Origin of the sequence: Enterobacter sichuanensis (assembly GCF_002939185.1) — a bacterium.
Lineage (GTDB): Bacteria > Pseudomonadota > Gammaproteobacteria > Enterobacterales > Enterobacteriaceae > Enterobacter > Enterobacter sichuanensis.
In genome coordinates this window covers 1-20,904 of the sequence record NZ_POVL01000036.1, presented here as the reverse complement: position 1 = coordinate 20,904, position 20,904 = coordinate 1, and the positions used below count along the sequence as shown (strand labels likewise).

Sequence of the window (20,904 nt, the reverse complement as noted above, 5' to 3'; positions counted from 1 at the left end):
CCGAAAATAAATAAGCACAAAAAATATAGAAAAATTAATAATGGATAATTTAGATGTATATATTTTTTATATAGACGCCATTTATTCACGCTGAGAATGCGTCTCCCCCTTACACCAGTTTTGCACTTTTGGTTCACTTACCTCTATCCTTAACCCATGGAAAAAATAGCTGAACTCAAACGCGCCAAGCTGCTGGCGCTGTCGCTGCTGCTGGTTGCCGCCGCGGCGTTTATCACCACCCTGTTCCTGCCGCAGACCTTCTGGGTGCGCGGCGTGAAGGCCATTGCCGAGGCGGCGATGGTCGGCGCGCTGGCAGACTGGTTTGCCGTGGTCGCACTGTTCCGCCGGGTGCCCATTCCGTTTATTTCGCGCCATACGGCGATCATCCCGCGCAATAAAGATCGGATCGGCGACAATCTTGGCCAGTTCGTGAAGGAGAAGTTTCTGGATACCCAGTCGCTGGTGGCGTTGATTCGCCGCTATGAACCCGCACAGATGATCGGTGCCTGGTTCAGCAAGCCCGACAACGCCCAGCGCGTCGGGCTGCATCTGATGCAGGTGATGAGCGGTTTTCTCGAACTGACCGACGACGGGCGCATTCAGCGCCTGCTCAAACGCGCGGTGCATAAGGCCATCGACAAGGTCGACTTCACCGAAACCAGCGCCGTGATGCTGGAGAGCATGACCAAAAACAACCGTCACCAGGTGCTGCTGGACGCCATCATCAACCGCCTGATTACCCTGATTCAGCGGGAAAGCACGCGGGACTTTATTGCCGACCAGATTGTCCACTGGCTGAAGACCGAGCATCCCCGCAAGGCGATGGTGCTGCCCACCGAGTGGCTGGGCGATCAGAGTGCGGAGATGGTGTCGAACGCGGTGAACACGCTGCTGGACGACATCAGCCACGACCGCACGCACCAGATCCGCCAGGCGTTCGACCGCGCCACGCTGAAGCTTATCGACAACCTGAAAAACGACCCGGAGATGGCGGCAAAAGCCGACAACATCAAGCACTACCTGAAGAATGACGAGGCGTTTAACCGCTATCTGGGCGAGATGTGGGCCGACCTGCGCCAGTGGCTGAAGGCGGATATGCAGAGTGAGGACTCGCGCGTGAAGCAGCGCATCGCTAACGCCGGGCTGTGGTTTGGCGAAACGCTGACAAACGACGCCAGCCTGCGGGCGTCGCTGAACGAGCATCTGGAGCAGGCCGCGCATCGCCTCGCGCCGGATTTCGCGGCGTTCCTGACCCGCCACATCAGCGACACGGTCAAAAGCTGGGATGCCAAAGACATGTCCCGGCAGATTGAGCTCAACATCGGCAAAGATCTGCAGTTTATCCGCGTCAACGGCACGCTGGTGGGCGGGACGATTGGCCTGATCCTGTTTTTACTCTCGCAATTGCCCGCCGTGCTGGGGCATTAATCCGCGTTGGGTGGCGCGATGATATAGCGCGTCGCCTGGAAGCGGTTCAGGATCACATGCACCAGAAACACCATCGTCAGCGTCGCCACCAGCGAAAACGTTACGGAAGTGATGCGATAGAGATCGCTGAACACCAGGTCGCTGTCCGGGTGCATGTTCTGCCCGAACATAATGCCGATGGTGGTGATGCTGGAGAACCCCACGCCGGCCCCGACCTTCTCCATTACATGCAGGCGCGCGCCAAACGCCAGCCCGAGGCCGATCAGCGGCATCATCAGCAGCATATGGCTGCTGTGGTCGTAGAGGATAAGCTGGACGACCAAAATATAGAGGCAACCCAGCACCACGCCGACCACGCGCCAGATGGAGCTCATCACCGCGCCGCGATAGTGCATCGGGAACAGAATCAAAATCCCCGCCATCAGCGCCGAGAGCGAATCGCTTAAATCGCTAATCTGAAAAACAACGAAAATCAGCGTCGCGACGGTACCGGAGAGCAGCGACTCGTGGCGCACGCGGGCGTCGTCTTTCTCGATCAGCGGCGGCGGCTTGCGCGGCTCAACGTCCGGCAGAAGATAGTTCATCAGCGCGCTCAGGCACACCGCCATCACGCTGGCTTCAATGTTGGAAAACAGCAGCGTGTGCCAGTTGGTGGTGGGGTAGCTCATGAAATTGAGCATCACGCTCTGGCACACCACACCCATGGACCCGAACAGAAACAGCGGCCCCTTGCTCATAAAGCGAAAACGCATCACGTACAGAGCAAATACCACCAGCGTCATGATCACCGGCCATTGCGACAGATAGCCGATAATAATCACCATTTCCACGCAGTTCAGCGACGCGCTGAAGATAAACTGCTTCGCCACGTGGCGGTTAAACACCGGGACCAGCGAAAGCAGCATGATCGGGTAGACCACGAAAAAGACGCCGTAACTGGTGTTGTAAAAGCTGGAGATGCTGAGCGCAATCATCCCGGCAAAGACGATGCGCAGGGTCTGGCGAAAGTCATTTGCCGTATAGACGATGTTGCCGTGCGGGGTAAAGACCCGCGCCAGCGTATTAATAGACATAGTGCAGCAGGCTCACCAGGTGGATTTGCATCCCGGAGAAGAAGCGCGCAAACGGCCCTTCGCTGTTGTAAAGCTGAACGGTCGCCCGCGCACCAGTCGGCAGATGCTTCGGCAGGGGCTCATCCAGCGTCACGTGAATGCGCATCCGCTGTGCGTCACGTACCCAGCGGTTAGAGGTTTCCGGCTCGGAAAGCTGGCCATTAACGGCCTCCTGACCGGCGAGGATCCCCGCATCGCTGCTGGTCACGTGGGCGCGGAAAACATGCCCCGGGAAGGCGTCAAACACCACCGCGGCATCGGTGCCCTGATGGGTATGACGCAGGCTTTTTTCACGGAAATCAGCCACGATATCGGTCTGGTTGTTCACCAGCGCCAGCGCGGCCGAGCCGGAGGAGGCATAAAAGCCGGGGCTTAACTGCAGGTTACTGACCGTGCCGTCTGCCTGGGCGTAAACCTTCGTCCAGCCGAGGTTCAGCTCCGCGTCATCGAGCGCGTTACGGTATTTTTGTAGCGTCACGTTGTGCTGCTCATCCCGCTCGCCGCGCTGGATGCGCAGGTTCCGGATGTTGGCCTGAATCGTGCTGACGGACTGCTCGCTGCTCTGCCAGGTCGTGCGGACCTTATCCAGATCCGCCTGCGAGACGTTCTGTAACGTGCTCAGCTTCTGGTAGCGATCGAAGGTCACTTTGTCGTTACGCGCGGTCAGAACCGCGGTCTTCAGGCTGGCCTGCGCGGCGGCGAGCTGCGCGTCCAGCTGTTCGTTGGACAGGCGAGCCTGCTCGAGCGCGATTTGCGCCGCTTCCACTTTATTGCGAAACGGCGTGTCGTCGAGTTCAAACAGCAGATCGCCCCGCTTCACCTGGCTGTTGTTATGCACATGCACGGCCGCCACATAGCCGGACACGCGCGGAGACACCGGCGTCACCACGCGCATCACGGTGGAGTCCGGCGTCAGCGGGATCCAGATATCCGCGACGACAAAGTAGACAAACATCAGCAGGAAAGAGGCAATACTCACCCTTACCCAGCGGGCAAACTTTTGTTCAGGAGTCATTATTTTTCGGTCTTGTTATCTTCTTCGCGGATTGTCCGCAAATTGCAGGCGATTTGATTCAGGGTGGCGCTGAAAATATCGAGATGTTCCGGCGCGATGTTTTGCGATACGCGCGTCTGAAGCGTCTCAATGACCTGGGTGAGCCTTTGAAGGACAGCTTTTCCCTCAGGCGTCAGCGTCAGAAGCCGGATGCGCTTGTCATAAGGCGATGTGGTGCGCAACAGGTAACCCTGCTTTTCCAGCTGTGTCAGAGTGCGCATCAGCGGTGGCAGCTCAATGCCCTGCACCTCCGCAAGCTCACTCACCGAGACGTTATCCCCAAGTTGATGAAGCTGCATCATCACTGTCCAGCTCGACTGGGTTAACCCGGTATCGAGAATGGCATCGTCGATGACGGCACGCCACTGGCGCACGATCATCGCCATCCGCATGCCCATCGGCCTGCGGCAGAACAGTTCTTCTTCACTCATGGGGAAACCTCTCGAAACACGCAGCCACGATAATAGTTATCAGGGTAAGTATCAAGAAACGAGAGGCGAAAGCGCAGGAATTGCGAAAGGTGTTACTGGAGGCAATGTACACGTAGGCCCGGTAAGCGCAGCGCCACCGGGCGTTTTTAGCGGCTAAAAAGCCTCTTTACAGCGGCCTTCCCCGACGCCGTCACCACCACCTCCCTGTACCCCGCCACCCGCTGGATCCAGCCTTTACTTTCCATATGCGCGAGCAGCGCCGCGCCGGCCTCACCTCCCAGGTGAAACCGCCGCTCGCTCCAGTCCAGGCAGGCGCAGCAGGCCTTGCGACGAGGATGAACACTTAACGGAATGCCGAGCTTCAGGAACTGCTCCCGGCCATACAGCGTCAGCGCGGAACCGTCGGCCTCCAGCCAGCCTTCTGCCTGCATAAAATCATAGATCTGCACCGCCACCGTACCGCCAAGATGGTCGTAGCAGGTACGGGCTTCACGCATGGCTTTCGGCGCAGTGGTTTCCGGCGGGGTAATGCGGCTCCAGGAGAGCCCCATCATCTGCTCCACCAGCGCCGCGACGTCGGGCCCGGCAAGGCGATAATAGCGATGCCGCCCTTGCGACAGGCAGGTAATTAGCTTTCCTTCCACCAGCCGGGCGAGATGCCCGCTGGCGGTCGACGGTGCAACCTCTGCCGCCGCGCTCAGTTCGGTGGCCGTCCACGCCCGCCCGTCCATTAGCGCACAGAGCATCTTCACGCGCGACGGATCGGCCATTGCAGCCGCCACCGCGGCAATGGCCAGTTCCAGCGCCGCGCTGTTATCAGGGGGTAAGCTCGTTTTTAACATGGGTCGCCCAGGGTTCGGTGATCTCTGCGGCCAGCGCGGCCGCTCATTCGCCCGGCTCCCCGGGGATATCGCTAAAAAATACATAAATATTATAGATCGACATATTCTCCGGTTTCAGAGGTATATTCCCGCACTACCTGCGCCACCCGAAGGCGGTAGTACGCAAAAATCGACTCCCGCCCTTCGGCCTGCGCCGCCTGGTGAAAGACGTTCTGCTTCCAGCGGCGGACAGCCTCTTCATCCCGCCACCAGGAAAGAGACAGGATTTTGCCGTTGGTGGTCAGGCTCTGAAAACGTTCGATATCAATAAAGCCGTCAATCTCCGCCAGCAGCGGCTTGAGTTCGGCGGCCAGCTGCAGGTAGCGCGCCTGATGAGCGGGCTCGGCTTTGGCTTCAAAAAGGACTGCGATCATGGTTTTCTCTCCGTTGTGATGTTGGGGAGAGAATGCAGGAGGGAAAAACGCAATGCTTCGGCAAGAAGCGAAATGTTGTGCCGGATGGCGCTGCGTTTATCCGGCCTACGGGCGCATGTAGGCCCGGTAAGCGTAGCGCCACCGGGCGGGTTTTAGCTCACAATCGACCGCGGCTCCATAAACGCCCGGATCCCCCACTCGCCCATCTCGCGCCCTACGCCGGAGTGTTTGAACCCGCCAAACGGCGCTTTCGGCTCATGCGCCAGGGTGTTCACCAGCACGCGGCCGGAGACAATCTGCTGCGCCACGCGATGGGCCCGCTCTTCATCACGGCCCAGCACCATCGCGCTCAGGCCGTACTCGGTATCATTGGCGATGGCGATCGCCTCCGCCTCGTCCTGATAAGGGATCACGCACAGCACCGGGCCAAAAATCTCGTCACGGGCAATGGTCATCCGGTTGTTCACGTCGGCAAACAGCGTCGGACGCACGAACCAGCCGTCCCGCGTCCCGTCCGGCCGCCCTTCGCCACCCGCCAGCAGACGCGCACCTTCGTCGATCCCTTTGCGGATATATCCCTGTACCCGCTGCCACTGCTTCTCGCTGACCATCGGGCCAACCTCTGTCGCGCTATTGCGCGGGTCACCGGATTTCACCGCCGCCACGGCCTGCGCCAGCGCGGCTTCCATTTCTGTCTTGCGCGACTGCGGCACCAGAATGCGCGTCCCGGCCACGCACGCCTGTCCGCTGTTCATAAATCCGGCCTGAATCACCAGCGGGACGGCCTGTGCCAGATCCACATCCTCCAGCAGGATCGTCGGCGATTTACCGCCTAACTCCAGCGTCACGCGCTTAAAGCTTTCCGCCGCGTTACGCAGGATCGCCTTGCCGGTATGGGTCGAACCGGTAAACGAGATCTTCGCCACGTCCGGATGACGGCTGAGGGTTTCGCCCACCGTCTCGCCGCGTCCGGTGACGATATTAAACACTCCCGGCGGCAATTCAGCATCGCGCAGCGCTTCGGTAACGATCTGCGTTTGCAGGGCGCTCATTTCGCTCGGCTTGATCACCGCCGTGCAGCCCGCGGCGAGCGCGGCCGCCAGTTTGCCGCAGATAAACCCCGCATCGCTGTTCCACGGCGTGATCAGCCCGGCCACGCCAAGCGGCGTCATCTGTACCGTTGCGGCACCTGCGGTGCTGACAAACTCAAACGCCTCCAGTGCCGCAATGGCCTGAGCAATCACCTCCGCCGGGTAGCTTGCCATCCACGCCGAGCGCGAAGCCGGCGCGCCGTACTCCTCGACAATGGCGTCCAGCAGCGCATCGTGACGGGCAGCCACAGCGGCGTGCATCCGCTTCAGCGCGTCGATGCGCGTCTGCTTTGTGGTCCGGGACCATGCCGGAAACGCCGCTTTCGCCGCCGCGATAGCGCGTTCGGCGTCAACCTCATCCGCCAGGCGAACCTGACCCATAACCTGCGCCGTTGCCGGATTGTACAAGTCAAAACGTTCGGTACCGTGCGGGGTAACAAACTCGCCGTTGATAAAGATCTGTTCGATGATGTGCATATCACCCTCCTCAGGTTGTGTGGGTCCAGTCTGGCACGGCTTCTCCGTTGCGATAATCCACGCTATGCTGCAAGGGTTGTTTCGATTTTCAGGATAATCTATGCATCGTTCAGGTCTGACAGAGCTGGAAGTGGTGATGGCGGTGGTGCGGCGCGGCAGCTTTCGCGGCGCGGCGCAGGAGCTGGGGATGTCCGCCACCGCGGTCAGCAACGCCATCGCCGGGCTGGAGAGCCGCCTTGAAACGCGCCTTTTTAACCGCACCACCCGCAGCGTGGCCCTCACCGACGCCGGGCAACGCTATGTGGCGCGAATTGGCCCGGCCCTGCAGGAGATCCGTCTCGCCGGGGAAGAGATCCACAGCGACACCGGGGAACCTGCCGGGACGCTGCGCCTCAACGTGCCGAACAATATTGGCACCCTGTTTCTGGACCAGCTGCTGATCGACTTCATGATCCGCTACCCGAAAATGCGCGTGGAAACGGTGAGTGAAGCGAGGATGATCGATATCGTTGCGGAAGGCTATGACGCGGGGATCCGTCTTGAAGAGTCCGTCCCGCAGGACATGATCGCCGTGCCGCTAACCGGCGAGATCCGCCAGCTTGTCACCGCCACGCCGGACTACTTCGCCCGTCACGGCATACCCGAGACGCCGGACGATCTGCTGCAGCACCAGGGGATCGGCATGCGGATGGCCCACGGCGGGATCTACCGCTGGGAGCTGGCCCGTCGGGGTGAAACGTACGCGCTGGCCGTGCCGCCGCGCTTTGCCACCTCCGATCTCTTCGCCTCGATCCGCGCCGTGAAAGCAGGGCTAGGGGTTGGTTTTTTACCGGAACTCTATATCCGGGAAGAGCTGAAAAGCGGGGAGCTGGTGAGCGTTTTAAACGACTGGGCACAGCCGTTTGCCGGGCTGCGCCTGTACTATCCTGGCCATCGCCACGTCCCGCCGGGGTTGCGGGCGCTGGTGGCGATGATCCGCGAGCGCGGAATTATTCCAGGTTAGCCTTATTCAGCCCGTAAGCCGCGTCCAGCGAGCCCGGCGCCATGCGGGATGTGATCCCCAGACGGTTCCAGGCGTTGATCGCCACGATGGCAAAGTTCAGCTCTGAAATCTCTACGTCTGAGAAGTGCTCCGCCACGCTGCGGTAGAGCGCATCGCTCACGCCGTGAACGCCGATTTGGGTCAGCGCTTCGGTGAAGGCCAGCGCCGCTTTTTCACGGGCGCTGAACAGCGGAGACTCGCGCCATGCCGCCAGATGGTAGAGGCGCAGCTCGCGCTCGCCGGCGATTTTCGCCTCTTTCGAGTGCATATCCAGGCAGAACGTACAGCCGTTCAGCTGCGACACGCGAATGTCGATCAGGTGCTTCAGCGCCGGGTCGATGGAGGTTTTCGCCACCTCCATGCTCAGGGCAGACAGCGCGTTAGCGAGGGCAGGTGTGACTTTGTGATGGTTGACGCGAGTGCTCATGGTCTTTCCTCTGATTTACACGGTATGTGTGATGCGATGAGGCAAATCTACGCCGTTCATGACATAGTAAAAAGATACAAAAAGCTTGAAATGAGGTAGGACATGAAGCCGGGCTATTACGAGATTTATTCCCGCTATCGCGACAACATCACGCGCGGCGTGCTGAAGCCGGGCGATAAGGTGCCCGCCATCCGCGTGCTGGCGGAAGAGCTGAAGGTGGCGCGTAAAACCGTCGAAACGGCGTATGCCATTCTGACGGGGGAAGGGTATCTGGTAAGCCAGGGCGCGCGCGGCACGCGGGTCAACCCGGACCTCCTGCTGCCGGCCACTCCTGCGCCGACGGAACAGGCCACCGGCAGGCTTCCGGCCTCGCTTATCAGCCAGCGCGAGCGGGCAGGTTTTCTGCGTCCCGGCATCCCCTCCCTCGACAGCTTCCCCTATAAAAAGTGGCTGCTGCTGGCAGGCCAGGCGACGCGTTCCATGCGCCAGGAGGAGATGCTCAACCCGCCGGTGCTGGGCTGGTATCCGCTGCGTCAGGCCATCGCCCGCTATCTCAACATCTCACGCGGATTGTCCTGCACTGCCGAACAGGTGCTGATCACCGGCGGCTACAGCGGCAGCCTGCGCCTGATCCTCGACACCCTCGCCAGCCGCAGCGACAAGGTGGTATTTGAAGAGCCGGGCTATTTTATGGGCCAGCAGTTGCTCAAGCGGATCGTGCCGCGCCTGCACACCGTGCCGGTCGACCGCAACGGCATCGACACGGAATACCTGCTCCGTCACCATCGCGACGCCCGTTTTGCCATCGTGACCCCGTCGCACCAGAGTCCGCTGGCGGTCACGCTCTCTTTGCCGCGTAAACAGCAGTTGCTCGACTGGGCCAGCCAGAACGACGCATGGATTATCGAAGACGATTACGACGGGGAGTTTCACTACACCCGCAAGGTTCTGCCGTCGCTGAAAAGCCTCGATCGGCACGACCGGGTGATCTTTATGGGCACCTTCAGTAAAACCATTATGCCGTCGCTGCGCATGGGCTACGTGGTGATGCCCGCCAGCACCATCGGGGCCTTTACCGACTGCGCGGACATTACCACCAGCGGCCAGCCGGTGCTGACGCAAAAAATCCTCACCACCTTTCTCAATGAAGGCCATTTTTTCCGGCATCTGAAGAAGATGCGCGCCCTGTATCAGACCCGCCGGGAGTGGATGATTTCCGCCCTGCGCGAGGTGTATGGCGATCTGTTTTTCACCGAGCAAAACGATGGCGGGATGCATATCGTGGCATTTCTCACCAGAGGAAGCGCAGACCAGGACGTGGCGCGCTGCTGGCAGGAACAGCAGCTGCAGGTTAATGCGCTTTCGGAGTGGTATCGCGGGTCGGGCAAACGCTACGGGCTGGTGATGGGCTATAACAACGTGCGGTCGTATCAGGAGGCGGTTGAGCTGCTGGAAAGGCCGAAACGGCAGACGCTTGAGCTGTTGAGCTGAAAATCGCCCGGTGGCGCTACGCTTACCGGGCCTACGGGATCGAGTAGGCCGGGTAAGGCGCAGCCGCCACCCGGCGACGACGTGGATCACACATCATTACGCGACAACCCAACGTCCTTGAGCTGCTCGTCGCTCATCTGGCTCAGAATGCGACGGGTACGGTTGATGCGATACCAGTTACGCAGCGTTTTCGCGATCCAGACAAACACAATAAACGGACGTTTTGAACGATTTTCGTAGAATTCCATGATGCTCTCCTCGCTGTGCCAGTGGGCTTATCATCATGGAAAACGGCCTGTACAATACAGATTCAAAAACTGCTTTTGTTTACCATACAGATCCGCTAAAACGGTATCTGCATGGCATTTAGCCCATCAATCTGTACTGGTTTAATAATCTGTATGGTGAAAACAAAGGATACAGCATGACGCGCTACCAACATCTGGCCAATCTACTGGCAGAACGCATTGAACAAGGGCTGTATCGCAGCGGCGAACGTCTGCCGTCGGTACGCGCGCTGAGCCAGGAACACGGCGTGAGTATCAGCACCATACAGCAGGCCTATCAGATCCTCGAAAACCTCCAGCTGATCACCCCTCAGCCGCGCTCCGGCTATTTTGTCTCGCCGCGCAAGGCCCAGCCGCCCGTCCCGGCAATGACCCGCCCGGTACAGCGACCGGTGGAGGTTACCCAGTGGGATGAGGTGATGATGCTGCTGGATGCCCGCGCCGACAAAGAGATGATCTCCTTCGGCGGCGGTTCGCCGGACATTAACCAGCCGAGCCTGAAACCCCTGTGGCGCGAAATGAGCCGCATTGCGCAGCATAACCCGGGCGAGATGCTAAGCTATGACGTGCTGGACGGGCGTCTGGAGCTGCGCGAGCAGATTGCCCGCCTGATGCTGGACAGCGGCTCCACCGTATCGGCAAGCGACATTGTGATCACCAACGGCTGCCACGGCGCGCTGTCGATCGCCCTGCTCTCGGTATGCAAACCGGGGGATATCGTGGCGGTGGAGTCACCGTCGTTTCACGGCACCATGCAGATGCTGCGCGGCTTCGACATCAAGGCGATTGAAATACCCACCGATTCTGAAACCGGGATCAGCATCGAGGCGCTCGAGCTGGCGCTGGAGCAGTGGCCAATCAAGGCGGTGATTCTGGTGCCCAACTGCAACAATCCGCTCGGGTTTATCATGCCGGAAGCACGAAAAAAACAGGTCTTAGCCCTCGCCCAGCGGCACGATATCGTGATTGTTGAGGATGATATTTATGGCGAGCTGGCCGCAGAGTACCCGCGCCCGCGCACCATTCATTCGATGGATATCGACGGCCGCGTCCTTCTCTGCAGCTCGTTTACCAAAACCGTGGCGCCGGGCCTGCGCGTCGGCTGGATTGCTCCGGGACGCTACTACGACCGGGTGATGCACATGAAATACGCCGCGGGCGGGTTTAACGTGCCGGGCACGCAGATGGCGGTGGCGGCGTTTATCCGCGACGGCCATTATCATCGCCATGTGCGTCGTATGCGCCAGATTTATCAGCAGAATATGGAAACCTACACCTGCTGGGTGCGGCAGTATTTCCCGGCAGAGATTTGCGTCACGCGCCCGCAGGGGAGCTTCCTGCTGTGGGTTGAGTTACCGGAAAACGTGGATATGGTCTGCGTCAGCAAACAGCTGTGTCGGCTAAAGATCCAGGCTGCGGCCGGGTCGCTGTTTTCCGCCTCCGGGAAGTACCGCAACTGCCTGCGGATTAACGTGGCGCTGCCGCCAACGGATAAGCATCGCGAGGCATTGAAGAAGATGGGCGAGGCGATTGTGATTGCGATGGAGGAGGGCTAGTGCGGCCTGAACCCCGGCCCTCTCCCACAGGGAGAGGGAGAAAACCGCCGTTGTAGGCCCGGTAAGCGCAGCGCCACCGGGCGACAGACCGCACTACTCGTCGAAGTACCAGTACCCCTGGTTAATCAGCCCGGTGAGCTCCTCGACAAACGCCGGGTTGTTCATGGCATCCCCCAGTTCAGCCTGGCCGAGTTCGGTGTAGCGGCACAGCGCATCCGCCGCCTTCGCGTCTACCGTCTCCAGCTGCTCGCTATTGATAAAGAAGCTGCCGTTGATGTTCAGCACGCGCAGGCCGCTCAGGCGAGACAGCGTTTCGCCGCCCTGCAGCGCGTCCAGCACCTCTTCTGCAGAATACGGCGGTTCGGCGGCGGCGATATCCAGCTCGTGACGCGGCGTGGAGACAAAGCTGCCAAACCATTTTGTGAAATCATCCGGCTTGCTGATCATCTCGATCATCATCTGACGAATGCGATCGAGCTCGTACTGCTCCACGCGGCCCGGGTGTTCGCGACAGGTGAGATCCGGATCGCTGTAGTGCTCGCCCCCCAGATCGTTTTCCAGCGCGTAATCGGCGAAGCTGCTGATCAGATCCCGGCCGTTTGGCCCACGGAAGCCGACGGAGTAATTCAGCGCGGTCTCATGGGTAAAGCCGTCGTGCGGGAATCCAGGCGGAATGTAGAGGATATCGCCCGGGGCCAGATCTTCGTCGATGATTGGCTCGAACGGATCCACATGCAGCAGCGCCGGATGCGGGCAGAACTGGCGCATCGGCAGCTTGTCACCCACGCGCCAGCGGCGGCTGCCCATCCCCTGAATAATGAAAACATCGTACTGATCGATATGCGGGCCCACGCCGCCGCCGGGGACGGAGAAAGAGATCATCAGGTCATCCAGACGCCAGTCCGGCAGGACGCGGAATGGACGCACCAGCTCCGCCGCAGGCATATGCCAGTGGTTCACCGCCTGCGCCAGCAGCGACCAGCCCGTTTCGCCCAGATCGTCAAAGTGCTCAAACGGACCATTGCTGGCCTGCCACTTGCCGTTGAAATGGCTCACCAGGCGGCTATCGACTTCCGGCTCCATCGCCAGGCCTGTCAGCTCGTCCGGGGTAATCGGGTCGACAAAATTCGGGAAGGCATTTTTCAGTACAACGGGTTGTTTTTGCCAGTATTTCTCAAGAAATTCCGGCCAGTTCAGGTTCAGTTGATACGCCATGGATAGCACCAGTGAGAGGGGAAACAGGCGCGATTATAGGCAAGAAGGCAGAGGGGGAACTTGTCATGGGTCAAACGAGGGCGTGTAGGTCGGGTAACGCGTAGCCGCCACCCGACACATACACGGCGCGAAAACTTAATCCAGCTTCAGCTCGTCATAATGGGTAATCAGTTTGCCCACAATGCCGTAGTCCAGCGCTTCTGCCGGAGACATCCAGAAGTTGCGGTCGGTGTCTTTTTTCACTTTTTCCAGCGGCTGGCCGGTAGCATCCGCGATCAGCTTATTCACGCGATCCAGCATGCGGATGATTTCGCGCGCTTCGATCTCAATATCCGTCGCCTGACCGCGCACGCCGCCCAGCGGCTGGTGGATCATAAAACGGGTATTGGGCAGCGAGTAGCGGTGCTCTTTTTTCGCCGCCAGGAAGATGGTGATCCCGGCGCTTGCCACCCAGCCGGTGCCGATAACGTGGACTTCCGGGCGGATGAATTTGATAAAGTCGTGGATGGTATCGCCCGCTTCCACGTGACCGCCCTGGCTGTTGATGTAGAGCTTGATCGGATCGTTGCTAACGCTTTGCAGCAGGATCATCTGGGTGATCACTTTCTGCGCCAGCTCCTGGTTAATCTCACCGGAGATCACAATCGAACGGGACTCCAGCAGTTTTTGCTGCAGAGCGCCCGCGCCGTTTGACCCTTCCGCTTTTTCCTTGTCGCTCTCTTTCAGTGTGTAGTGCATTGTTATGTCCTCAGCAATTAGCGCTCAAAACCAGAGTGTAGCCTTTTTTACCCGTGAAAGTCCTCAGGCGCACACAATGCGAACGTCCTGCGCCGCAAACGCATCGAGAACGCCCTTTTCCATTCTCTCTTCCACCACCAGCACGTCGATGTCGCGGCTCGTCGCCACCACATAGCGCGCCACGCCGGGAAGCTTGTTGGCGGTCAGGGCCACGATGGTCTGGTTACTCTGGGCGATCACGACTTTTTTGAACGCGCAGTCGGCGAAATCAAACCCGGTAAGCCCCATCTCCGGGTCCATCGCGCAGCCGCCGATAAACGCCTGGTCGAAGATAATCCCCTGGATCTGGCTTGCCGCCGTGGCGTCCACCGCGCCGCCGGAGGTTCGCTGGACCTGCCCGCCAGTGACGATCACCTCGCACAGCGGATGTTGCAGCAGCTCCGCGGCAATCGCCGGGGAGTTGGTAACAACCGTAACGCGGAGATCCGCCGGAAGGGCCTTCGCCAGCGCCAGGTTGGTCGTGCCCGCGTCGATAAAAATACAGCCGCCTGGCATAACCAGTGCTGCTGCTTTCTGCGCGATTGTGTTCTTTTCTGCACTTATTTTCTGTTCGCGGCTGAAAAAACTCCCGGCATCCGGCAGCTGAAGCACCGCTCCGCCGTAGACCTTTTTACAGATCCCTTCTTTGCAAAGCTCATGTAAATCCCGGCGAATGGTGTGCTCGGACACGTTCATCTGGCTCGCCAGCTCGGTACAGACCACCCTTCCACTCTCCTGAAGGATCTGGCGGATCCGCGCTTGTCGTTGTTCCGGAAAAGCAGCATAATCGAGCATAATAAGTCCCTGACAAAGTCTAATCGAGTATCAATGCGCATAATGTTGCATAACCGCGCACTACACACAACGAGGGTTATTATGAATATTGCACATGTCGCACTCTGGACCCGCAGCCTTGAGGCACAGGTTCAGTTCTGGGAAACGGCGTTTGGCGGCCGCAGCAATGAACGCTACGTCAGTCAAAACCGCCCGGGGTTTGAATCCCACTTTATTACGCTGGATGACGGGCCGACCATTGAACTGATGACGCTGCCGGACCTGCCCGGCGCCCCTGCGCACCCGGAGTTTATCGGCTGGGCGCATATCGCCATTAACGTCGGCAGCAGGGCGCAGGTAGACAGCATGGCAGAGCGGGCGCGGGCAAATGGCACGCTGCTCAGCGCCCCGCGCATGACCGGGGACGGGTTCTATGAAGCGGTGATTGCTGACCCGGACGGCAACCGCATTGAGCTGGTCGGTGCATAAAAGCGAAGCCTGATGGTGCTTCGCTTATCAGGCCTACAAGGGCTGGTCCTGTAGGCCGGGTAAGGCGCAGCCGCCACCCGGCGCTTTCGCAGACGCGTTCCGCTCCGCCAGCAGCCGACAAATCTCCGCATGCTTCTCCTCGGTAAAGGTAAAGCGCGACATAAAGCCCATGCGGATCAGCGACCCTATCGCCGGCAGCAGGCAAATCCCGAAGAACAACCCCGACAGCACGCCTTCACTCTGGAGTTGCGCCTGCGGCACGTAGCCGATCATCGTCAGAAACACACCGATTAACCCGCCGCCCACCGCCACCGACATCTTGCCGGTAAAGGTCTGCCCGGAGAAAGTGATCGCCGCGCAGCGCTTGTGGGTGTGGTACTCCGCGTACTCGATGGTGTCGGCAATCATCGACGAGGTAAGAATGTTGGTCATCATCACGAACAGCGTGCTCAGGCCGAGGAGAATAAACAGCATTGTCACCTGCTGATAGCCGACAAACCACATCACCACGCGCACCGCCACGTCCAGCCCGCAGAGGATCATAAACAGCTTCCGCTTCTGCATCCGGCGCGTCAGCATCGGCGCGACCAGGCACAGCACCGCCGCCACGATCCCCATCACGCCAATCGCCATCTGCAGGCTGCCGTCGCCCAGGTTGTTGATAAAGAAGTAGATGTAGAGCCCACCCGCCACGTTGTGGAACACGCAGAAGAAGAACGACAGCAGGACGATAAACAGCGGCTTGTTCTGGCGCAGGTTGTGGAAGGTGTCGCGGATGGTCACCTTTTCCGGGCTCGGCGGCACGCGCTCTTTGATCTGCATAAAGCCGTTAAGCATCAGCGGCAGGCCCACCAGCATCATCACCAGCGCCGCCATAAAGTAGCCTTTGTCGTTGCTGTACTGGGCGAAGAACCCCGCCAGCTTCGGGAAGAAGATGTTGGCGCAGGCAATCCCGGCGTTCACCCCGAGCATCGCCGCCGTCACCGCGCGGGTGCGCTGCCCGGAGTCGTTGGTCATCACCGACGACATCGACCAGAACGGGATATCGGAGATGGCGTACAGCGTCCCCCATAGAATATACGTCACCCCGGCGTAGAGGATTTTGGTGGTCATGTCCGCTTCGATTTTATAGAACGACAGCAGCGTGACGCCGGTGATCAGCAGCGGCGCAATCAGCAAAAAGTGGCGAAACTTGCCGAACCGGCTGTTAATGGTGTCCATAATGCTGGCAAAAAGCGGATCGTGAACCGCGTCCCACGCGCGGGCAATCAGGAAGATGGTGCTCGCCGCCAGCGCCGAGATCCCCAGCACGTCGGTGTAAAAATAGTTAATAAACGAACCCACTAAACCAAAGCTAAAACACTGACCTAAACCATAACCAAAATAAGACCACAACTCGCGAGACGGTATTTTCATTGTCGTTGCCATTGTTATATGCCTGCCTGGTTGCCCGGCGGTGGACCGCCGGGTCGATATTATTAGTCCTGCGCCTGCGGGGCGATCTTGCGCAACTGCTGCATCAGGGCGATTTCACGGCGCGAGAACGGAATGCCGTTCTCCTCAAACACGTCGTGGAACCAGAGGCGGCAGTAGTCCGTGGACTCCTTCATCACCACCGGCCACGGCAGCCACGTCTGGGTTTTGCCGCGCACCAGACCCCACTGGTACGGTGCGACCTTCGCCGCGTACATCAGCGGAAGCTGCTCTTCGATGGTGCTGCCCACGTGGCGCGCCAGCCATTCGGTGCAGAACAGCGGACGACCAAGCTTTTGCAGTTGCTGAATAATCGCCGTCATGCGCCCGGTGTGGGTGTAGGCGTGGAAGCTCACCACGTCCGAGAGCGCCAGCGCGGTCTGGTCCAGCGGATGCTGAAAGAACGTCTCGCCCTCCTCTTCCGGCGACAGACGCCACGCGCAGACGGTGAGCGGCTGAGTCGGATCTTCTTCACGCACCCACTGGAACGCCAGCTTCATCAGCGCGTGGGCGCAGGTCTCCAGCTTCGCGTCGTACTGCACTTCCTGCGTGCCGGTGGCGAAAATGCCGCGGTTGCCCGGCTCGTTGTAGAGATCCCACAGCAGCACGCGCCTGTCGTCGCGAAACTGGCGGATAACGTCGCGGATATAGCGCTCAATCTGCGGCCAGCAGTCGGGATCGCACACCTTGTCGCGCCCCGGGCTCGCCGCAGCCTGGCTGTTGTGCTTGCCCGGCACGGGCGGCTTTTGCGGGCCGAGGTACGGCTCGTCGCCGGAGAAGCCGCAGTCGTCCATCAGGGTCAGCATGGTGCTGAAACCGCGGCCGTCGGCAATCGTCAAAAAGCGGTCGATGCGCGCCATCAGCCCGTCGCGGTCGTGCTCCCAGACGATAAACGGCAGGTTGATGCGCAAGGTGTTGTAACCCGCATCCGCCGCCCAGCCCAGCTCGCGCTCGATGGTTTCGGCATCGAAGGTCTCTGCCTGCCAGATATCGGTCCAGTTCACCGCCGTCGACGGCAGATAGTTAAACCCGCACAGCCAGCCTTTTTGCTGATACCACGCCTGTGCCTGCTCCCTGCTCCACTGCTCTTTCATTACGCGTCCTCTTACTGATAATATTTAGCTAATAAATATTAGCTGCAGGATAAATGCGCAAATCACGGCGATAAGAAAAGCGACGCCCCTCACAAAGTTCACGCTTCGATGAATGAGAAACGTGATCGACGGCGCGTAAGCGTGCGGTTAGGGTATGATGCGAATTCGCAAAAGGGAGAGGACGGATGAAGCGAAAAACGAAAGTGACGATGAACGATATTGCGCGGGCGGCAGGGGTGTCGCAGGCGACGGTATCGCTGGTGCTTAACCAGTCCCGCAACATCAAGCTCAGCGACGATACCCGCCAGCGGGTGATTAATGTGGCTACCGAGCTCGGCTACGACCGCCTCCCCGCCGTTCACGCCCCGCGCAACCAGGAAGAGATCGCCCTGCTGGTGAGCTCCATGCAAAGCTTCGACCCGTTTATCGACGCCATCAGCCAGGCGCGGGAAGCGGCGTGGCGCAACGAGACCCTGCTCACCGTTTACGACTACGGCGACGACATCGAGCTGGCGCTGAACATCATCCGCCAGCTGGAGAAGCGCAACTGCATCGGGATTGTCCTCGCCTCACCGGTCACCACGCTGGTGGACATGACGGCATTCCAGGACTGCACCCGCATCCCGCTGGTGCTGCTCAACCAGCGCGACCCCGGCTCGCCGCTGCTGCCGTCGTTTATCCCGGACGACTACGCCAACGCCTTCCAGGTGACTAAACACCTCATCGCCTGCGGGGCGACACGCATCGCCCACATCACCGGCGAGAGCTGGATGGAGGCCTCGCGCCAGCGTCTGGCAGGCTACCAGGCGGCGCTGCAGCAGGCCGGACTCGCGTGCGACGACGACCTGGTGCGCCAGACCAACTGGCAGTTCAGCGAGTCCTTTACCGCCACCACTGCCCTGCTGGAGCTGGGCGAGCGCCCGGACGCCATCTTCTGCGCCAGCGACTGGCTGGCGATTGGCTGCTATCAGGCGCTGGCGGTGAACGGCGTGAGCATCCCGCAGGACATGCTGCTGGCGGGCTACGACGACCAGAAGATCTCCGAGCAGCTCACCCCGCCGCTGACCAGTATCCAGCTGCCTTACAGCGAGCTGGGACGGCTGGCGGTGGAGTACCTGTGCAATCAGGAAGATGCCGCCACGCACGTGACGCTGGCGGGCAGGCTGAAGGTACGCGCCTCAAGCCCCGTCTGAGGTAAACACCATCCCCGCGTAGGGCTTCTCGCGGCACGCCGCCAGCCGCGCGGCGAGGCTGCCCACGTGCAGCTCCAGCTTGTGCCCGTCCGGGTCGAGAAAATAGAACGACGCCCCCTCGCTTTTGTTCTGCTTCCAGACGGTGACGCCCGCCTGCTCAAGCCTGTGCGAGAACGGTTCAAAATCCGCTTCCGCCACGGTAAACGCGTAGTGGGTGTAGTCGCTCTCCTGCGGCGGCACGTACTGGCGCGCCTCGTCGTACGACAGGCAGACCCACAGATCGCCACAGGTGAGATAGGCCCCGGTATTCCAGCGGGCGTGCAGCGTAAGCCCCAGCAGCTCGTGCCAGAAGGTGACGCTTTTTTGCAGGTCGCTGACCGCGAGGGTCAGATGGTTGAGTGATTGCAGCATGACGTGCCCTTTTGTTTTTCGCGCCGGACGTGGTACGGTAAAGAGATGAACATAAACCACGCCGTGCTCACCGTAAACCGCTGGTGGCTGCCTTCTTAAAGGCGGCACGGAGTAGTTTTTCCCATTTTCAGATAGCCGCCGAAAGGCGGCTTTCACATTTCTAAGACCCCTTTCGGCAACTGCACATTAAGGAGTCTTTATGAACATACCAACCATCCTCACCGGCGACCGTCCAACCGGCCCGCTGCACCTCGGCCACTTCGTCGGATCGCTGCGCCAGCGCGTGGCGCTGCAGCAGACGCACAACCAGTTTGTGCTGATTGCCGACCTGCAGGGGCTAACCGACAACGGCAGCAACCCGCAGAAGATCCGCGACAACATCCCCGAAGTGCTGGCCGACTACCTCGCCGCGGGCATCGACCCGAACCTGACCACGATCTGCCTGCAGTCCGCCCTGCCCGCCCTCGCCGAGCTGACGATGCTGTATATGAACATCGTCACCGTCGCCCGCGTGGAGCGTAACCCGACGGTGAAGAACGAGATTGCGCAGAAAGGCTTTGCCCGCTCGCTGCCGGTCGGGTTTATGGCCTACCCCATCAGCCAGGCGGCGGACATCACCGCGTTTAAGGCCGAGTGCGTGCCCGTCGGCGACGACCAGCTGCCGATGATTGAGCAGACCAACGAGATTGTGCACAAGATGAATAGCCTGCTGCCCGCCCCGGTGCTGCGCCACTGTAAGGCGATGCTGAGCGATACCAGCCGCCTGCCCGGCATCGACGGCAGCGCCAAGATGTCGAAATCGCTGGGCAACACGCTGCACCTTTCGGCCAGCGAAGAGACGATTCACCGTGCGGTGAGTGCGATGTACACCGACCCGAACCACCTGAAGGTGAGCGACCCGGGGCAGATTGAGGGGAACGTGGTGTTTACGTACCTCGACGCGTTTCATCCGGACAAGGAGAAAGTGGCGGCGATGAAGGCGCACTATCAGGCAGGCGGGCTGGGTGACCGGGCGTGCAAGAACGAGCTGGAGGCGTGCCTGCAGGAGCTGATTGCGCCGATGCGGGAGCGGAGGGCGATGTATATGCGTGACAGGGGCGAGTTGATGGCGATGCTGAAGCGCGGGACCGAACGGGCGCAGGGGGTGACGCAGGAGACGTTGCGGGAGGTGAAGGTGGGGCTGGGGGTGCCGGTGTTTAGTTAAAGTCGATTTAGCGGTGGAGTGCGTGTAATTAGCATGAAGCCGCTAACTTGATTATTGCGGAAATAAGCGAGGAGCAAAAATTCTTAAATGCATTATTAGTCATCGTCGTTTGTCATTCTGTTAAGAGCGCTATATTCATAGACTCTTTATTTTTCAACCGTCTCGGCAAATGCTATGAGCAAGTTTATCATTTACATGTTAAATATATTATTTTGTGGTTATGTACTGGCTACATGCCTCATTTGTTTGATAAGTTTTGATAACTGTGAGGATCGCACAATCGCAATAATGCTCATATTGGGTAGTGCATAGCTTATAGCGACATTACTTAATCGGGTACTGCCTCATAAGTTACATATTTTAGGGGGGATAGCTCAACGAGTAGAAAGTCCGCTATTAGTGATTGGCGCAATTGTGCGTCTGAATGTGTTTGAACCCTGGCCAATCAAGATTATTGGGATGTTTGCGTGGGTTATTTTTATGATGTTTAGGCCATCATTTACGAAAAGAGATTAGTTATGATAATTCCTGCCCGCGCATACGAAACGCTGGCGGGCAAGTTCAATATAACGTTAAGCAGCAGAGCCAGAGGTTGGACGTTCATTCCACGCATCATGCGCTAA

21 protein-coding genes are annotated in these 20,904 nt (G+C 59.5%); 7 read left to right on the top strand and 14 right to left on the bottom strand.

Features of this window, described 5'->3' with window-relative positions:
- Nucleotides 1-156: 156 nt before the first annotated feature.
- A complete protein-coding gene (locus tag C5687_RS16025; RefSeq protein ID WP_104557348.1) occupies nucleotides 157-1,428 on the top strand; it encodes a DUF445 domain-containing protein in 1,272 nt (423 codons plus the stop codon).
- On the opposite strand, the gene C5687_RS16020 is transcribed toward C5687_RS16025, so the two are convergent.
- The 6 genes from C5687_RS16020 to C5687_RS15995 form a co-directional block, all read right to left on the bottom strand.
- Nucleotides 1,425-2,501, bottom strand: coding sequence for a DUF2955 domain-containing protein (locus C5687_RS16020; protein WP_104557347.1), 1,077 nt, complete (start codon nucleotides 2,499-2,501; stop codon nucleotides 1,425-1,427). The genes C5687_RS16025 and C5687_RS16020 overlap by 4 nt on opposite strands.
- On the bottom strand, nucleotides 2,491-3,558 hold the full coding sequence (locus C5687_RS16015; RefSeq protein ID WP_104557346.1) for an HlyD family secretion protein: 1,068 nt from the start codon (nucleotides 3,556-3,558) through the stop codon (nucleotides 2,491-2,493). Before C5687_RS16015 ends, C5687_RS16020 begins: the two co-directional genes overlap by 11 nt.
- Complete coding sequence (locus C5687_RS16010) at nucleotides 3,555-4,025, bottom strand: MarR family winged helix-turn-helix transcriptional regulator (protein WP_047957685.1); 471 nt, start codon at nucleotides 4,023-4,025, stop codon at nucleotides 3,555-3,557. Before C5687_RS16010 ends, C5687_RS16015 begins: the two co-directional genes overlap by 4 nt.
- A 146-nt stretch (nucleotides 4,026-4,171) precedes the next feature.
- On the bottom strand, nucleotides 4,172-4,867 hold the full coding sequence (locus C5687_RS16005) for an ArsR/SmtB family transcription factor (protein WP_104557345.1): 696 nt from the start codon (nucleotides 4,865-4,867) through the stop codon (nucleotides 4,172-4,174).
- 89 nt (nucleotides 4,868-4,956) lie between these two features.
- Nucleotides 4,957-5,280: an antibiotic biosynthesis monooxygenase family protein gene (locus C5687_RS16000; RefSeq protein WP_104557344.1), complete on the bottom strand. Its 324-nt coding sequence runs from the start codon at nucleotides 5,278-5,280 to the stop codon at nucleotides 4,957-4,959.
- Between the two features lie 152 nt (nucleotides 5,281-5,432).
- Entirely contained in the window at nucleotides 5,433-6,848 is a 1,416-nt protein-coding gene (locus C5687_RS15995; RefSeq protein WP_104557343.1) for an aldehyde dehydrogenase family protein, read from the bottom strand.
- Nucleotides 6,849-6,948: 100 nt separating this feature from the next.
- Between C5687_RS15995 and C5687_RS15990 the strand changes: the two genes are divergently transcribed.
- Nucleotides 6,949-7,851: a LysR family transcriptional regulator gene (locus tag C5687_RS15990; protein WP_104557342.1), complete on the top strand. Its 903-nt coding sequence runs from the start codon at nucleotides 6,949-6,951 to the stop codon at nucleotides 7,849-7,851.
- Here the strand turns inward: C5687_RS15990 and C5687_RS15985 are convergent.
- The gene (locus C5687_RS15985; RefSeq protein WP_014882392.1) at nucleotides 7,838-8,317 is read right to left on the bottom strand and encodes a carboxymuconolactone decarboxylase family protein; all 480 of its coding nucleotides are present in this window, start codon (nucleotides 8,315-8,317) and stop codon (nucleotides 7,838-7,840) included. The two genes, C5687_RS15990 and C5687_RS15985, sit on opposite strands and share 14 nt — an antisense overlap.
- Before the next feature lie 102 nt (nucleotides 8,318-8,419).
- Between C5687_RS15985 and pdxR the strand changes: the two genes are divergently transcribed.
- The gene (gene pdxR / locus C5687_RS15980) at nucleotides 8,420-9,808 is read left to right on the top strand and encodes a MocR-like pyridoxine biosynthesis transcription factor PdxR (RefSeq protein ID WP_104557341.1); all 1,389 of its coding nucleotides are present in this window, start codon (nucleotides 8,420-8,422) and stop codon (nucleotides 9,806-9,808) included.
- Nucleotides 9,809-9,894: 86 nt separating this feature from the next.
- Here pdxR and C5687_RS15975 read toward each other — a convergent pair whose 3' ends face one another.
- Nucleotides 9,895-10,056: a DUF1127 domain-containing protein gene (locus C5687_RS15975; protein WP_059386776.1), complete on the bottom strand. Its 162-nt coding sequence runs from the start codon at nucleotides 10,054-10,056 to the stop codon at nucleotides 9,895-9,897.
- Between the two features lie 176 nt (nucleotides 10,057-10,232).
- Between C5687_RS15975 and C5687_RS15970 the strand changes: the two genes are divergently transcribed.
- A complete protein-coding gene (locus tag C5687_RS15970; protein WP_095441771.1) occupies nucleotides 10,233-11,651 on the top strand; it encodes an aminotransferase-like domain-containing protein in 1,419 nt (472 codons plus the stop codon).
- Between the two features lie 93 nt (nucleotides 11,652-11,744).
- On the opposite strand, the gene C5687_RS15965 is transcribed toward C5687_RS15970, so the two are convergent.
- The 3 genes from C5687_RS15965 to C5687_RS15955 all read right to left on the bottom strand — a co-directional run bounded on the left by C5687_RS15965 (nucleotide 11,745) and on the right by C5687_RS15955 (nucleotide 14,438).
- The gene (locus tag C5687_RS15965; RefSeq protein ID WP_104557340.1) at nucleotides 11,745-12,866 is read right to left on the bottom strand and encodes a ribosomal protein uL16 3-hydroxylase; all 1,122 of its coding nucleotides are present in this window, start codon (nucleotides 12,864-12,866) and stop codon (nucleotides 11,745-11,747) included.
- 135 nt (nucleotides 12,867-13,001) lie between these two features.
- Nucleotides 13,002-13,604: an ATP-dependent Clp protease proteolytic subunit gene (locus tag C5687_RS15960; protein ID WP_024909504.1), complete on the bottom strand. Its 603-nt coding sequence runs from the start codon at nucleotides 13,602-13,604 to the stop codon at nucleotides 13,002-13,004.
- A 63-nt stretch (nucleotides 13,605-13,667) separates the two neighbouring features.
- On the bottom strand, nucleotides 13,668-14,438 hold the full coding sequence (locus tag C5687_RS15955; RefSeq protein ID WP_104557339.1) for a DeoR/GlpR family DNA-binding transcription regulator: 771 nt from the start codon (nucleotides 14,436-14,438) through the stop codon (nucleotides 13,668-13,670).
- A gap of 81 nt (nucleotides 14,439-14,519) precedes the next feature.
- Here C5687_RS15955 and C5687_RS15950 point away from each other — a divergent pair, with 81 nt between their 5' ends.
- Nucleotides 14,520-14,906, top strand: coding sequence for a VOC family protein (locus tag C5687_RS15950; RefSeq protein WP_104557338.1), 387 nt, complete (start codon nucleotides 14,520-14,522; stop codon nucleotides 14,904-14,906).
- 33 nt (nucleotides 14,907-14,939) lie between these two features.
- Here C5687_RS15950 and C5687_RS15940 read toward each other — a convergent pair whose 3' ends face one another.
- Together C5687_RS15940 and C5687_RS15935 are read right to left on the bottom strand one after the other, a co-directional pair.
- The gene (locus C5687_RS15940) at nucleotides 14,940-16,334 is read right to left on the bottom strand and encodes an MFS transporter (RefSeq protein ID WP_104557336.1); all 1,395 of its coding nucleotides are present in this window, start codon (nucleotides 16,332-16,334) and stop codon (nucleotides 14,940-14,942) included.
- 50 nt (nucleotides 16,335-16,384) lie between these two features.
- A complete protein-coding gene (locus tag C5687_RS15935) occupies nucleotides 16,385-17,473 on the bottom strand; it encodes a cellulase family glycosylhydrolase (protein WP_104557335.1) in 1,089 nt (362 codons plus the stop codon).
- A gap of 185 nt (nucleotides 17,474-17,658) precedes the next feature.
- On the opposite strand from C5687_RS15935, the gene C5687_RS15930 reads away from it, so the two are divergent.
- On the top strand, nucleotides 17,659-18,666 hold the full coding sequence (locus C5687_RS15930; protein ID WP_104557334.1) for a LacI family DNA-binding transcriptional regulator: 1,008 nt from the start codon (nucleotides 17,659-17,661) through the stop codon (nucleotides 18,664-18,666).
- Here C5687_RS15930 and fosA read toward each other — a convergent pair.
- Nucleotides 18,652-19,077 carry a FosA/FosA2 family fosfomycin resistance glutathione transferase gene (gene fosA / locus C5687_RS15925; protein WP_104557333.1) on the bottom strand — a complete coding sequence of 142 codons (426 nt, stop codon included), beginning with the start codon at nucleotides 19,075-19,077 and terminating at the stop codon, nucleotides 18,652-18,654. The genes C5687_RS15930 and fosA overlap by 15 nt on opposite strands.
- A gap of 199 nt (nucleotides 19,078-19,276) precedes the next feature.
- Here fosA and trpS point away from each other — a divergent pair, with 199 nt between their 5' ends.
- On the top strand, nucleotides 19,277-20,281 hold the full coding sequence (gene trpS, locus C5687_RS15920) for a tryptophan--tRNA ligase (RefSeq protein WP_104557332.1): 1,005 nt from the start codon (nucleotides 19,277-19,279) through the stop codon (nucleotides 20,279-20,281).
- Nucleotides 20,282-20,904 lie beyond the last annotated feature (623 nt).

Bases quoted from the DNA above. Each gene is read 5' to 3' on its own strand.
- C5687_RS15990 (WP_104557342.1), top strand. From the start codon at position 6,949: ATGCATCGTTCAGGTCTGACAGAGCTGGAAGTGGTGATGGCGGTGGTG.
- C5687_RS15975 (WP_059386776.1), bottom strand. From the start codon at position 10,056: ATGGAATTCTACGAAAATCGTTCAAAACGTCCGTTTATTGTGTTTGTC.
- C5687_RS16010 (WP_047957685.1), bottom strand. From the start codon at position 4,025: ATGAGTGAAGAAGAACTGTTCTGCCGCAGGCCGATGGGCATGCGGATG.
- C5687_RS15960 (WP_024909504.1), bottom strand. From the start codon at position 13,604: ATGCACTACACACTGAAAGAGAGCGACAAGGAAAAAGCGGAAGGGTCA.
- C5687_RS15935 (WP_104557335.1), bottom strand. From the start codon at position 17,473: ATGAAAGAGCAGTGGAGCAGGGAGCAGGCACAGGCGTGGTATCAGCAA.
- C5687_RS16025 (WP_104557348.1), top strand. From the start codon at position 157: ATGGAAAAAATAGCTGAACTCAAACGCGCCAAGCTGCTGGCGCTGTCG.
- C5687_RS16000 (WP_104557344.1), bottom strand. From the start codon at position 5,280: ATGATCGCAGTCCTTTTTGAAGCCAAAGCCGAGCCCGCTCATCAGGCG.
- fosA (WP_104557333.1), bottom strand. From the start codon at position 19,077: ATGCTGCAATCACTCAACCATCTGACCCTCGCGGTCAGCGACCTGCAA.
- C5687_RS15985 (WP_014882392.1), bottom strand. From the start codon at position 8,317: ATGAGCACTCGCGTCAACCATCACAAAGTCACACCTGCCCTCGCTAAC.
- C5687_RS15940 (WP_104557336.1), bottom strand. From the start codon at position 16,334: ATGGCAACGACAATGAAAATACCGTCTCGCGAGTTGTGGTCTTATTTT.
- C5687_RS15930 (WP_104557334.1), top strand. From the start codon at position 17,659: ATGAAGCGAAAAACGAAAGTGACGATGAACGATATTGCGCGGGCGGCA.
- pdxR (WP_104557341.1), top strand. From the start codon at position 8,420: ATGAAGCCGGGCTATTACGAGATTTATTCCCGCTATCGCGACAACATC.
- C5687_RS16020 (WP_104557347.1), bottom strand. From the start codon at position 2,501: ATGTCTATTAATACGCTGGCGCGGGTCTTTACCCCGCACGGCAACATC.
- C5687_RS15965 (WP_104557340.1), bottom strand. From the start codon at position 12,866: ATGGCGTATCAACTGAACCTGAACTGGCCGGAATTTCTTGAGAAATAC.
- C5687_RS15995 (WP_104557343.1), bottom strand. From the start codon at position 6,848: ATGCACATCATCGAACAGATCTTTATCAACGGCGAGTTTGTTACCCCG.
- C5687_RS15970 (WP_095441771.1), top strand. From the start codon at position 10,233: ATGACGCGCTACCAACATCTGGCCAATCTACTGGCAGAACGCATTGAA.
- trpS (WP_104557332.1), top strand. From the start codon at position 19,277: ATGAACATACCAACCATCCTCACCGGCGACCGTCCAACCGGCCCGCTG.
- C5687_RS16005 (WP_104557345.1), bottom strand. From the start codon at position 4,867: ATGTTAAAAACGAGCTTACCCCCTGATAACAGCGCGGCGCTGGAACTG.
- C5687_RS15950 (WP_104557338.1), top strand. From the start codon at position 14,520: ATGAATATTGCACATGTCGCACTCTGGACCCGCAGCCTTGAGGCACAG.
- C5687_RS15955 (WP_104557339.1), bottom strand. From the start codon at position 14,438: ATGCTCGATTATGCTGCTTTTCCGGAACAACGACAAGCGCGGATCCGC.